This window comes from Streptomyces sp. NPDC031064 (genome assembly GCF_055570965.1).
Genome location: NZ_JBVIGF010000002.1, coordinates 904,416 through 917,015, shown reverse-complemented (window position 1 = coordinate 917,015; position 12,600 = coordinate 904,416). Strand labels below are relative to the sequence as shown.

General features: G+C 73.3%; 10 protein-coding genes. 5 read left to right on the top strand and 5 right to left on the bottom strand.

Annotated features, from left to right (window positions below):
- The first annotated feature begins 111 nt into the window (after positions 1–111).
- The 5 genes from ACZ46W_RS10815 to ACZ46W_RS10795 are packed head-to-tail and all read left to right on the top strand — an operon-like array spanning position 112 to position 5,784.
- Positions 112–1,932 (top strand): ABC transporter substrate-binding protein, encoded by a 1,821-nt coding sequence (locus ACZ46W_RS10815; RefSeq protein ID WP_468334561.1) that lies wholly within the window; start codon positions 112–114, stop codon positions 1,930–1,932.
- Between the two features lie 3 nt (positions 1,933–1,935).
- Positions 1,936–2,967: an ABC transporter permease gene (locus ACZ46W_RS10810; RefSeq protein ID WP_468334558.1), complete on the top strand. Its 1,032-nt coding sequence runs from the start codon at positions 1,936–1,938 to the stop codon at positions 2,965–2,967.
- A complete protein-coding gene (locus ACZ46W_RS10805) occupies positions 2,964–3,851 on the top strand; it encodes an ABC transporter permease (protein WP_468334555.1) in 888 nt (295 codons plus the stop codon). Before ACZ46W_RS10810 ends, ACZ46W_RS10805 begins: the two co-directional genes overlap by 4 nt.
- Positions 3,848–4,816 (top strand): ABC transporter ATP-binding protein, encoded by a 969-nt coding sequence (locus ACZ46W_RS10800; RefSeq protein WP_468334552.1) that lies wholly within the window; start codon positions 3,848–3,850, stop codon positions 4,814–4,816. The genes ACZ46W_RS10805 and ACZ46W_RS10800 overlap by 4 nt, the downstream gene beginning before the upstream one ends.
- Positions 4,813–5,784: an ABC transporter ATP-binding protein gene (locus tag ACZ46W_RS10795; RefSeq protein ID WP_468334549.1), complete on the top strand. Its 972-nt coding sequence runs from the start codon at positions 4,813–4,815 to the stop codon at positions 5,782–5,784. The genes ACZ46W_RS10800 and ACZ46W_RS10795 overlap by 4 nt, the downstream gene beginning before the upstream one ends.
- Before the next feature lie 389 nt (positions 5,785–6,173).
- On the opposite strand, the gene ACZ46W_RS10790 is transcribed toward ACZ46W_RS10795, so the two are convergent.
- The 5 genes from ACZ46W_RS10790 to ACZ46W_RS10770 all read right to left on the bottom strand — a co-directional run bounded on the left by ACZ46W_RS10790 (position 6,174) and on the right by ACZ46W_RS10770 (position 12,593).
- Positions 6,174–7,118 (bottom strand): bifunctional riboflavin kinase/FAD synthetase, encoded by a 945-nt coding sequence (locus tag ACZ46W_RS10790; RefSeq protein ID WP_468334546.1) that lies wholly within the window; start codon positions 7,116–7,118, stop codon positions 6,174–6,176.
- Between the two features lie 42 nt (positions 7,119–7,160).
- Positions 7,161–10,709, bottom strand: a complete 3,549-nt coding sequence (locus ACZ46W_RS10785; RefSeq protein WP_468334543.1) for a trypsin-like peptidase domain-containing protein — start codon at positions 10,707–10,709, stop codon at positions 7,161–7,163.
- 188 nt (positions 10,710–10,897) lie between these two features.
- Complete coding sequence (truB, locus tag ACZ46W_RS10780) at positions 10,898–11,797, bottom strand: tRNA pseudouridine(55) synthase TruB (RefSeq protein WP_468334540.1); 900 nt, start codon at positions 11,795–11,797, stop codon at positions 10,898–10,900.
- On the bottom strand, positions 11,794–12,240 hold the full coding sequence (rbfA, locus tag ACZ46W_RS10775; protein WP_366131801.1) for a 30S ribosome-binding factor RbfA: 447 nt from the start codon (positions 12,238–12,240) through the stop codon (positions 11,794–11,796). The genes truB and rbfA overlap by 4 nt, the downstream gene beginning before the upstream one ends.
- A 59-nt stretch (positions 12,241–12,299) precedes the next feature.
- On the bottom strand, positions 12,300–12,593 hold the full coding sequence (locus ACZ46W_RS10770; protein ID WP_468334537.1) for a DUF503 domain-containing protein: 294 nt from the start codon (positions 12,591–12,593) through the stop codon (positions 12,300–12,302).
- Between the last annotated feature and the right edge of the window lie 7 nt (positions 12,594–12,600).

Sequence of the window (12,600 nt, the reverse complement as noted above, 5' to 3'; positions counted from 1 at the left end):
GTATTCCCGCAGTCCACAAGCGGTTTGACGCCTCGTTGACTGGGCTACATCCCCGCTGATAGACCTTCGCTTCACTAGCTGGCGCCCCAAGATCGACGCGAGGTCAACCTCATGGTCACCATGGCTCCACATCGCTCCCTCCGCCTGCTTCTCGCCTCAGCCATCGCCGCCACCACCCCACTCACCGTCGGCCAGCCGGCACGGGCGGACGACAGCAGCGAGGACGGCGGAAAGTCCGTCCTCACCGTCGCCGTCTCGCAGAGTGTGGACTCCCTGAGCCCCTTCCTCGCCCAGCGGCTGGTGTCGACCAGCATCCACCGGCTCACCTACGAGTACCTGACCAACTACGACGCCAAGGACGCGCGGACCATCCCCGGTCTCGCCACCGCCTGGAAGTCCTCGCCGGACAAGCTGACGTGGACGTACACCATCCGCGACAACTCCAAGTGGTCGGACGGCAAGCAGGCCACGGCCGAGGACGCGGCCTGGACGTTCAACAAGATGATGACGGACGAGAACGCCGCCACCGCCAACGGCAGCTTCACGGCCAACTTCGCGAAGGTCACCGCGCCGGACCCGAAAACGCTGGTCATCACGTTGAAGAAGCCGCAGGCCACCATGACGGCCCTGGACGTGCCGATCGTGCCCAAGCACGTCTGGGAGAAGGTCGGGGACTTCTCGAAGTTCAACAACGACAAGCAGTTCCCGATCATCGGCAACGGCCCGTTCGTCATCACCGACTACAAGGTCGACCAGTACGTGAAGCTCAAGCCGAACAAGGACTTCTGGCGCGGGGCGCCGAAGTTCGACGAGCTGGTGCTGCGCTACTACAAGGACGGTGACGCCGCGGTCGCCGCCCTCCGCAAGGGCGAGGTGTCCTTCGTACCGAACCTCACCCCGGCCCAGGCCGCGTCCCTGAAGTCCGCCGAAAACATCAAGGTGAACGACGCGCCCGGCCGCCGCTTCTTCGCCCTGGCCACCAACCCGGGGGCGCGCTCCAAGGACGGCAAGAAGTTCGGCAACGGCCATCCGGCCCTGCTCGACCCGGCGGTTCGCAAGGCGCTGTTCCACGCCGTCGACCGCGAGACGATCGTCGACAAGGTCTTCCAGGGCCACGCCGTGGAAGGCGAGGGATACATCCCGCCCCGCTTCGACACCTACTTCTGGAAGCCGGAGGGCACACAGAAGATCGCCTACGACCCCGCCAAGGCCGAGCAGACCCTCGAACAGGCCGGGTACCGCAAGAACAGCAGTGGCAAGCGCGTCGGCAAGGACGGCAGGCCGCTCGACTTCCGCATCCTGTGCCACGCCACCGACCCGAACGACAAGGCGGTCGGCAAGTACCTCCAGGAGTGGTGGGGCCGCCTGGGCATCGGACTGAAGGTCGAGTGCCTCGACAACGTCTCCGACCCGTGGCTCAAGGGCGACTACGACCTCGCCTTCGACGGCTGGTCGGTCAACCCCGACCCCGACTTCGTCCTGTCCATCCACACCTGCGCCGCGCTCCCCGCCACCCCCAAGGACACCGGCGCCACGGACAACTTCATCTGCGACAAGCGGTACGACGAGCTGTACGCCAAGCAGGCCGTCGAGTACGACACCGCCAAGCGGGCCGATCTGGTCAAGCGGTTGCAGTCGCGGCTGTACGACACCGGGTACATGAACGTCATGGCGTACCCCAACGCGGTCGAGGCCTACCGCACCGACCACATCAAGTCGATCACCACCATGCCGGCCGGCGGCGGCAACATCTACGGCCAGGACGGCTACTGGAGCTGGTGGTCCGCCGAGCCGGCCACGGACGGCGGGAGCGGCGACTCCGGCTCGTCGACCGGCATGTGGATCGGCATCGGCTCGGCCGCGGTCGTCCTCCTCGCCGTGGGCGTCTGGACCGCCGCACGCCGCCGCTCCACCGCCGACGACCGCGAGTAGCCGATGACGACAGCCGGCACGACCGCCGGGGCGGTGGCCAAGCGCCCCGGCGGGGTCACCACCGCCTATCCGCGCTACCTGGCGGGCAAGCTGGGCGGCGCGGTCGTCTCCCTCTTCGCCGTGCTCGTCACCAGCTTCTTCCTCTTCCGCATCATCCCCGGCGACCCGGTCAGGGCCATGACGCACGGCGTACCGACGTCCGCCGAGCAAATGGCCACACTCCGCCGCCAGTTCGGGCTCGACCTGCCCTTGTGGCAGCAGTTCACGGACTACTGCGCCAAGGCGCTGACCGGTGATCTCGGCATGTCGTACCAGTTCCGCGCGCCGGTCGGCGAGCTGATCGTGAACAAGCTCCCCGCCACCCTCCTCCTCACCGGCGTCGCCGTCGTCGTCTACTCGGTGATCGGGCTGTGGCTCGGCACCCGTTCCGCCTGGCGCCACGGCGGCCTCGGCGACCGGGTCAACACGGGCATCGCGCTGACGCTGTGGTCGGTGCCGTCGTTCTGGCTCGGGCTGCTGCTCATCATCGTCTTCTCGGTGGGCATCGGGCCGATCCCGGGCATGTTCCCGACGGGCGGCATGGAATCCGGTGACGAGACGGGCTTCGCGTACGTCCTCGACGTCGCCCACCACATGGTGCTGCCGGTCCTCACGCTGGTCGCCGTCGGGTACGCGCAGACGCTGCTGGTGATGCGTGCCTCGCTGCTCGACGAGATGGGCGGCGACTACCTGACGACCGCGCGGGCGAAGGGGCTGCGGGACGACGTCGTACGCCGCCGGCACGCCGTACCGAACGCCCTGCTGCCGACCGTCACCATGATCTTCATCAACCTGGGGCACGTGGCCGCCGGGTCGATCCTCGTCGAGACGGTGTTCTCGTGGCCGGGGCTCGGCGGCCTGTTCTACCAGGCGCTGTCCGTGCCCGATCTGCCGCTCGTCCAAGGCCTGTTCGTGGTCTTCGCGGGCGCGATGATCCTGATGAACCTCCTCGCGGACCTCCTGTACCCGCTCCTCGATCCCCGGGTGGGCCGATGACAAGGTCGCTGCTCTGGTCCCGCCGCCGCGCTTCCGCGGCGCGCTTCTGGAACCGGTACCGCAAGCAGCGGGCCGGGCTGTACGGGCTCGGTGCCCTCGCCCTGATCGCGCTCGTCGCGCTCGCGGCGCCGTGGCTCGTCGGCGGTGACGTGCAGAGCGTGACCAACGCCCCCGGGACGGCACTGGAGTCGCCGAGCGCCCGGTTCCCGCTCGGCACCGACCAGTTCGGGCGGTCACTGCTGGGCCTCCTCGTCTGGGGCGCCCGCGTGTCGCTGGCCGTGGGACTGCTGGCGGCGGCGCTCTCCGTCGCCATCGGCACGCTCGTCGGCATCCTCGCCGGCCACTTCGGCGGCTGGTTCTCGACGGTCGTCATGCGGATCACCGACTGGTTCCTGGTGATGCCGTCGCTGGTGCTGGCGATCGTGCTGGCCACGGTGATGTCCCGGAGCATGTGGACGGTGGTCCTGGCGATCGGGGTGGCGAGCTGGCCCACCACCGCCCGCCTCGTCCGCGCCCAGACCATCGCGGTGGAGTCCCGCCCCTACATCGAACGCGCGCGGGCGCTCGGCGGCGGCCACGGGCACGTCATGGGCCGCCACGTCCTGCCCAACGTCATGCCGCTGGTGCTGGCCCAGACCACCCTGTGCATCTCCACCGCCATCCTCACCGAGGCCACGCTCGCCTTCCTGGGCCTGGGCGACCCGACGGTCGTCTCCTGGGGCGGCATGCTCCAGGACGCGCGCGAGGCGGGCGCGGTCTCGTCCGGGCACTGGTGGTACCTCGCACCGCCCGGCATCGCCATCGCGGTCGTCGCGCTCGCGTTCACGCTGTGCGGGCGGGCGATCGAGTCGGTACTCAACCCGAAGCTGGGGGTGGGCCGTTGAGCCTCCTCACGATCAGGAACCTGCACGTCACCTACGGATCAGGACCGTCCGCCGTGCCCGCCGTGCGCGGTGTCGACCTGACCGTGGAAGCGGGGCAGAAACTCGGCATCGCGGGCGAGTCGGGGTGCGGCAAGTCGACACTGGCGCTGGCACTGCTGCGGCTGCTGCCCGCCTCCGCCCGCCTCACCGGCGAGATCCTGCTGGCCGGGGAGGACGTCCTGACCATGAGATGGGGGCGGCTGCGGGCCGTACGGTGGGCGGGCGCGTCGATCGTGTTCCAGGGCGCCATGCACTCGCTCAACGCCGTGCACCGCATCGGCGACCAGATCGCCGAGCCCCTCCTCGTCCACCGCCGCGCCACCCCGACCGCGGCCCGCAAGCGCGTGGGCGACCTGCTGGAACAGGTAGGACTGCCCCCTGCCCGGGCCACCGCCTACCCCCACGAGCTGTCCGGTGGCCAGCGCCAGCGCGTGATGATCGCCATGGCCCTCGCCTGCGACCCGCGCCTGATCGTCGCCGACGAGCCGACGACCGCGCTCGACGTGATGATCCAGGCACAGATCCTCCGGCTGCTGGAGCAGTTGGTCACCGAGCAGGACATCAGCCTCGTCATGATCAGCCACGACCTGGCCGTCCTGGCCGACACGTGCGACCGGCTGGCGGTCATGTACGCGGGCCGGGTCGTCGAGGAGGGCCCGGCACGAGCGGTGTACGACGCGGCCCGCCACCCCTACGGGCGCGCCCTGTCCGCCGCCTTCCCGCGCATCGGCGACCCGGCGTCCCGGCTGGCCCCGCGCGGTCTGCCCGGCGACCCACCAGACCCGGCCGCGCTGCCCTCGGGCTGTACGTTCCACCCGCGCTGCCCGGTCGCGCTGGACGTGTGCGCGTCCCAGGACCCACCCCTCGCCCAGGCGGCACCCGGACACCGCTCGGCCTGCGTCCTGACGACCGGGAGCCCCGCATGAACCCCCTGCTGTCCGCCACCGGCCTCCACGTCACCTTCCCCGGCCGGCGCGGTGGCCCCTCCGCCCGCGCCGTGGACGGCGTCGACCTGGACATCGGCGCCGGCGAGATCGTCGCGCTCGTCGGCGAGTCGGGCTGCGGCAAAACGACCCTGGCGCGCTCGCTGCTGGGCCTGGTCCGCCCCACGTCCGGCTCCATCACGTTCGCCGGAGCACCGCTCTCGTACCGGAGCGCCGACCTCAAGGCGTACCGGCGGCGCGTCCAGCTCGTGCTCCAGGACCCGAGCGGCTCGCTCAACCCCCGGCACACCGTGTACGACGCGGTCGCGGAGGGCCTCCGCATCCACGGCGCCCCGGGGGACGAGCAGGCCGCCGTCGCCTCCGCCCTCTCTCGCGCCGGGCTGCGCCCCCCGGAACGCTTTTTCCTCCGCTACCCGCACGAACTGTCGGGCGGTCAGCGGCAGCGGGTCGTCATCGCGGGCGCGCTCGTCCTCGAACCCGAGCTCATCGTCGCGGACGAGCCGGTCGCCTCCCTGGACGCCTCGGTACGCGGCGAGATCCTCGCCCTCCTGCTGCGGCTCCGCTCCGAACTGGGCCTGTCCGCGCTGGTCGTGACGCACGACCTGGGCCTGGCGTGGAACATCGCCGACCGGGTGGCCGTGATGTACCTGGGCCGCATCGTCGAGACGGGCACGGTCGAGGAGGTCCTCTCGGCTCCTCGTCACCCGTACACCCGGGCGCTCCTCTCGGTCCTCCCCGAGTCCCCCACCGAGCCGGTCGTCCTCACGGGCGAACCACCCGACCCCTCCCGCGTCCCACCCGGCTGCCGCTTCCACGCGCGGTGCCAGGTACTGGCATCGGGCGAAGCGGACCGAGCGGGCCTGGCGGGTGCCTGCCGCACGCGGGACCTACCGGTCCTGTCGGGCCGCGGCCGCGCGGCGGCGTGCCACGTCCACGGTGGAGCGCCCTGACCACCGGCGCGGGCGGGGCCGTGCAGGGTCGCCCCCGCAGAGGTTGGCGGCGAAGCCGGGGCTCCCTTGCCTGGCACCCAAGGCCGCCGACCTCGAGGAGGCGAGCCCGGAGGGGCCCCGCCCCCACCCACCGGCGGTGGCCGCCCAACCCACCGACCCGCACCGGTGTCACCGGGAACAGGCACCGCCCCAGTCCGTTGTGCCCACCCTCCCCCAAGCTCTCGGCTTCGCTCGAGCAGGGGGGACCCCCATCGCCCTGCGGGACGACTGCCCACAACGGGCGGGAGGGGGTGCCCCAGCGGCACGACTGCCCACAACGGAGGAGCCGCGCCCCAGCGGGCCGAACCGCCCGCAACGAGGCCGCGGGCAACGCCACCCGGAGGGTGGGCCTACCGGCCGGAGGTGAGGTCGCGGCAGCGTTTGACGTCGTCCGCGATCGCTTCCAGGAGCGCTTCGATGGACGCGAACTTCTGCTGCCCCCGCACGTACGCCAGGAAGTCGACCGCCACGTGCAGCCCGTACAGGTCGAGGCCGACGCGGTCGATCGCGTACGCCTCGACCGTGCGTTCCGTGCCGTTGAACTGGGGGTTCGTGCCGACCGAGATCGCCGCCGGCATCCGCTCCCCCGCCGCGGTGAGCCAGCCGGCGTAGACGCCGTCGGCGGGGATGGCGGTGTGCGGCAGGGTCTCGACGTTCGCCGTCGGGTAGCCCAGCTCGCGGCCGCGCTGGGCGCCGCGTACGACGACGCCCTCCACACGGTGCGGCCGGCCCAGGATCTCGGCGGCGCCCTCGACGTCGCCCTCGGCGACCAGGCGGCGCACCAGAGTCGAGGAGAACGGCTCGCCGCCGCCCGCCTCACCGCGCACGTAGAGGTCGACGACCTCGACCTCGTAGTCGTACGTCGCGCCCATCTCCCGCAGGAAGTCCACGTTCCCGGCCGCCTTGTGGCCGAAGCGGAAGTTCGGGCCCTCGATGACGGCGCGGGCGTGCAGCTTGTCGACGAGGACCTTCACGATGAAGTCGGCCGGCGAGAGCTGCGAGAACTCGGCCGTGAAGGGCAGCACGAGGACGGCGTCGACGCCGAGGTCCGCCATCAGTTCGGCGCGCCGGTGGTGCGGGGCGAGCAGCGGCGGGTGGCTGCCGGGGCGGACGACCTCGGAGGGGTGCGGGTCGAAGGTGACGACGACCGCCGGGACGCCCAGCTCCCGGGCGCGGGAGACCGCCCGCCCGATGATGAGCTGGTGCCCGCGGTGCACCCCGTCGTAGGAGCCGATGGTGACGACGCTGCGCCCCCAGTCCTGGGGGATGTCCTCCAAGCCACGCCAGCGCTGCACTGTGACCGCTCCTCGCCCGAACCCGTGTACGTCATTGACCGCTTACGCAGGTCTAAGACTGCCATGCCCACGGCTTTCGGCCCGCATCGGCATCGGATGGACCGGACCGGCCGGGGCGCCGCCCAGGCGCTCGACGGTCCGGCGGGCGCTGGGTCCGACGACGAACGCCCAGTCCCCGGGGGCCTCCCGGAGCCACCCGACGACCAGGGAGGCGAACCCCGGCACCTCCCGGGCGAGCTCGACGAGCCGCCGGTCGAAGCAGGTCGCGCCCTCGGGGGTACGGATGAGGAGCAGACCGGCGCGGTGGACCAGCTCCCGGGTGCGCCCCTCCGGCCGCTGCCCGGCGCCGAGCGCGGCGGCCCGCAGCAGCGCGTCGAGCACGGCGAGGTCGCGGCCGTCGTGGCTCTCGTACCGCTCGTGCTCCAGGAGTACGTCGAGGAGCTCGTCGCGCAGCGGCCGCGACGCGGGCGTCCCGGGCGCCGCGAGGACGGGGGCCAGCGCGCCGCGCACCTGGACGGGGCAGCCCCGCAGCAGGCCGCTGACCAGTGGGAAGAGCACGGCACGGGCGGCCGGTCCCTGTTCCAGGCGCCGGTCGACGTACGCGGCCGCGTGCACGGCGCCCTCGGGGTGGCGGTGGACGTAGGCGCGGACCAGCTCGGCGGCGCGGCGGGCGAGCGCGGGCGTGCGGAGGCCGGCGAGGGCGTCCAGCACGGCGGCGGCGCCCGGCCCGGGCCCGCCGTCCAGGAGCCGTGCCCGGAACGCGGCGAGCACCGGCTCGGGGTGGGTGTTCAGGGCGGCGGTGAACGCGTTCGCGGGCAGCCCGGGGGCGCCGGCCTTGAAGGCGGCCAGGGCCCGGCCCAGGTGCTGGTTGCGGCTGTGCGGGTCGCGTACGAGAAGGTCGAGCGCCGGTCCGTGCAGGGCGGCGTCCCCGGGGCGGGCGAGGAGCGCGGCGGCGGCGTACCGGAGCAGCTCGCGCTCCGCGTCGGTGGTGACGTGCGCGGCGAGCAGTTGCCCGTACGCGGCGGCGGCCACGCGCCGGCCGGGCCGTGTGTCGTCGTGCGCCCAGCGGTCGACGGCCCGGCACAGCGCGGCCGGCTCGTCCTCGGCGAGGGCGGCGAGCAGCTCGTCGGCGCGCGGGTGCGCCGTGGCGACGAGCGCCTCGCACAGGTCGTCGGCCGCCAGGTCGCGGTGGGCGTACAGCAGGGCCTGCGCCGCCCCGGCGACGGTGGGCCTCACCTGGGTGCCGGGCTGCGCGGGCAGCGGCCGCTCGTCGGTGAACCAGCGGCACAGCAGCGGCTGTACGCCCCGGGGGTCGGCGGCCAGCCGTACGGCGACGGCGTCGAGGTAGCGCGGAACGTCCCGCGCCCCCGGCGCGCCGTCGGCGGGCACGAGGCGCCGCAGCAGGTCGACTCGGTCGTCCTCGCCGATGCGCAGCCGCTCCCAGAACCACGGCCCGAACTCGTCGGAACCGGGGGCCGGTCCGCTGCCCGACGCGATGCGCTCGGCGAGCATCCGCAGCACGCCCAGGTACGGCCGCACGTCCGTCACCCGCAGCAGCGTTTCGCCCAGCAGCCGGGCGGCCCACCAGGTGGCGTCCTCGGTGTCCGGCGCGTCCAGGGCGTCGATCAGGGCCTCCAGCCGCCGGGACAGGGCGGCCGGGCCCTGGAGGCGGTCCAGCAGCAGGAGCGCCTGGACGACCGGGCCGATCCGGTGGCGCGGGACGGGGAGGCCGGGCGGCTCCTCCGGGGCGCCGGCGTCCTGGTGGACCAGCGCGTCCAGCGCCGCGTCCAGGTCCAGGTGGGCGCCCTGGAGCCAGTCGCCGACCTCCTCGTGGGCGAACCGGTAGCCGGTGCCCGCCGGAACCAGCAGGCCCTCCGTCAGGACGGCGGCCGCCCAGCCGGTCGACCAGGGGAACAGCTCCTCGAACTCCGCCCGGGTCAGTTCCCCTTGCCCCGGCCCCAGGCAGCGCCGCGCCGCCTCGTGCACGCGGCCCGCGACCCCCACGGCGAGGCGCCGCACCGCGCTGCCGCGAGGCGTCGGCCAGGACCCGGCCGCGATCCGTTCGGCGACCCGCAGGCACACCAGGTCCAGGTGCGCGGCGAAGATCTCGTGCCGCCCGGGCCGCCCGGGCATGTCGGCGGACACGTGCCCGGGCACGCCCCCCGGCACGTCCCCGGGCACGCCGTCCCGCCCGGCCTCCCCCACGGCGTCCCGCACAGCGGCCCGGACCTCCGCGAGGAGCCGCAGCGCCAGCGGGTGCCGGGCGTCGTCCGCCGCGATGGCCTCGCCGGGCAGCCCGTACCGGTCCCGTGCCCGTTTCGCCTCCCGCCCGGCGAGGTCGCCGATGCGCAGCGCGTCCGGCAGCCGCCAGGCGGGCCGCCCGGGCCGGTACAGCGCGCCGGATGGGTACAGCGCGCCCGCCTGTTCCCAGTACTCCGGCCGGCAGGCGACGACGAGCCGGGCGCGGTGGGCGCGGAGCCAGGCGGCCGTCGCGGCGGTCCACCCGGCGGGCCGGTGGGCCAGGGCGGCCGGCATCTCCTCCGGGGCGTCGAGCAGGACGTGCAGGGGGCGTCCCCAGTCCCGGGCGAGCCGGGCCGCCCGCTCGGGCGTGGCGGTGCCCAGGTCGCCGAGCCCTTCCGAGCAGGCCACGACCCGGCCGGCGAGCCGCAGCGCCCGCGCGACCGCGTCGGCGAGGGACGTGTCGTCGGCGCGCAGGTCGGCGCCGCGCAGCCAGAGGGTGGGCGCGGGGGCGTCGCCGAGGGCGCGGCGGGCGGCGTGGGCGCGCAGTTCGGTGGTGCGGCCGGTGCCGGGGTCGCCGACGAGGGCGAACACCACGGCGTCGGACGCCTCGAAGGCCTCCAGCTCACGGGTGACGGCGCGCCGTTCCACGGGGCCGGGCTCGCCGGCGGGGCCGACCGTCGTCGCGGTCAGCCGCAGCACGCCCGCCAGGTTGAGGTCGGCGTCGTACGCCGGGACGGTGGCGGCGTTGCGCCGCAGCAGCGCGGCCAGCGGACCGTCGGGCGCCGCGGCGGCGACGCGGGTGAGCGGCACGGCGAGCCCGGCCGCCCGGTGCCCGGCGTGCAGCGCGGTGCCCAGCACGCCCAGCACCGCGCCGGTGGTGGCGTCCAGGACGGGCCCGCCCGCGGCCTCGCCGCCCAGCCGGAGCGCCTCGCGCCCTTCCGTGCCGATGGCCAGCTCGATGGCGTCCCCGAGCAGGTGGAACCGGTCGGCCGCCGTGTAGGTCACCCGGGCGGTGCCGAGCACCCGCGCCTCGCGCCAGCCGCGCGCGGCGATCCGTACGTACGTACCCGCGTCGACCCGCCCGCGGGCCGCCACCGGCAGGGGACTCACCCCGAGCCCCTCGGTGCGCACGAGCGCCAGGTCGGCCTCGGGCAGCGGCGTGATGGCCCCGGCCTCGGCGACGTGGCTCCGGTCGTCGCCGGGCGCGTGCACCACCACCCGTACGAGCCCGTCCACGGCCTCGTGGCTGGTCACGACCGTTCCCTCGTCGTCGGCGACGAAGCCGACACCCCGGGTGCGGCCCGCCGGATCACTGATCCGTACCAGCCTGGCCCGATCCCCGCGTTCCATGGTTCGACGGTAGGGCGGTGTTGATCACCGGGAGAAGGACGCGATTCGAAAGCGCCCCCGTGTGCCCCCACCATTCACTCCGAGCGCCTGGCCAACCGGGTGAATCCTGCGTGCGGGGCGGATAGACCGTGTGAGAGGGGGATCGTGGAGCGGGCGCCCGGGCTCCGCCCGCTCCACGATGGGGGTCGTCAGCCGAAGACGGCCAGGCTCTTCGCCTTGCCGTTCTTCTCCTCGACCAGCGCCAGGAACCGCCCCTGGGGTCCGAAGACCGCCACGGGCGCCCTGTCGTACGCCGGCATGTCCAGCCGTACGCCGTTGAGCAGGAGCTTCGCCCGCCGCTCGTCCACGTCCCAGCGGGGGAACGCGGCCGCCGCGGCTTCCGCGATCGGCATGACGGTGAGCTCCTCCTGGAGCTGGTCCAGCGTCCGGGCCGCGTCCAGCTTGTACGGGCCCACCCGGGTACGGCGCAGGGCCGTGAGGTGGCCGCCGACGCCGAGCCCGGCGCCCAGGTCGCGGGCGAGGGCGCGGATGTACGTACCGGAGGAGCAGACCACCGAGACGACCAGGTCGACGACGGGCGTGCCGTCCTCGGCGACGGCGTCGCGCATGTCGTACACCTGGAAGGACGAGACGGTCACCGGGCGGGCCGGGATGTCGAACTCCTCGCCACCCCGCACGCGGGCGTACGACCGCTTGCCGTCGATCTTGATGGCGCTGACCTTGGACGGCACCTGCATGATGTCGCCGGTCAGTTTGGCGACCTCCCCGTCGACGGCCTCGCGGGTGACCCCGGAGGCGTCGGTGGACGAGGTGATCTCGCCCTCCGCGTCGTCGGTGATGGTGTTCTGCCCGAGCCGGATGGTGCCCAGGTACTCCTTTTCGGTCAGCGCGAGGTGACCGAGGAGCTTGGTGGCCTTCTCGACGCCGAGGACCAGTACGCCGGTCGCCATCGGGTCGAGCGTCCCCGCGTGTCCGACGCGCCGGGTCCTGGCGATCCCGCGCATCTTGGCGACGACGTCGTGCGAAGTGAAGCCCGACGGCTTGTCGACGATGACAAGCCCGTCGGGCGTCCTGTTGTGCTGTGTCATTCGGAGGCTTCGCCCTCGTCCTCGTCCTCCGGCTTGCGGTACGGGTCGGCCTCGCCGGCGTACGTCTTGCCGGTCGACACCTCGCGCACCTCGGCGTCCTTGGCCCGCGCCTTGTGGAGGAGGTCCTCGATGGTGCGGGCGTTGTCCGGCAGGGCGTCCGGTACGAAGGTCAGGGTCGGCGTGAAGCGAACGCCGGTCTGCTTGCCCACCTCGGAGCGCAGGATGCCCTTGGCGGACTCCAGCGCCGCCGCGGACGCCGCCCGCTCCTCCTCGTCCCCGTAGACCGTGTAGAAGACCGTGGCCTCCCGCAGGTCACCGGTGACCCGGGCGTCCGTGATGGTCACGAAGCCCAGCCGCGGATCCTTGATACGCCGGTCCAGGGTCTCCGCGACCACGACCTGGATGCGATCGGCCAGCTTGCGGGCCCGCGCGTTGTCGGCCACCGGTCCTTCTCCTCTTTCGTCCTACGTTCGTATCTCATGCCGCAGTGCGGCACGCACGTTCAGTCTTCATCGGTGTGCATCCGCCGTCGTACCGACAGCAGCTCCACCTCGGGCCGGCCCGCGACCATGCGTTCGCACCGGTCCAGCACCTCCGTCAGGTGCCCGACGTCCCCGGACACCATCGCCAGGCCGATCTGGGTCCTGCGATGGAGGTTCTGGGAGCCGGTCTCCGCCACGCTCACCGCGAATTTCCGCTGGAGCTCGGCGACGATCGGCCGGACGACGGAGCGCTTCTCCTTCAACGACCGTACGTCGCCAAGAAGCAGGTCGAAGGACAGAGTCCCCACATACATGTGTGCC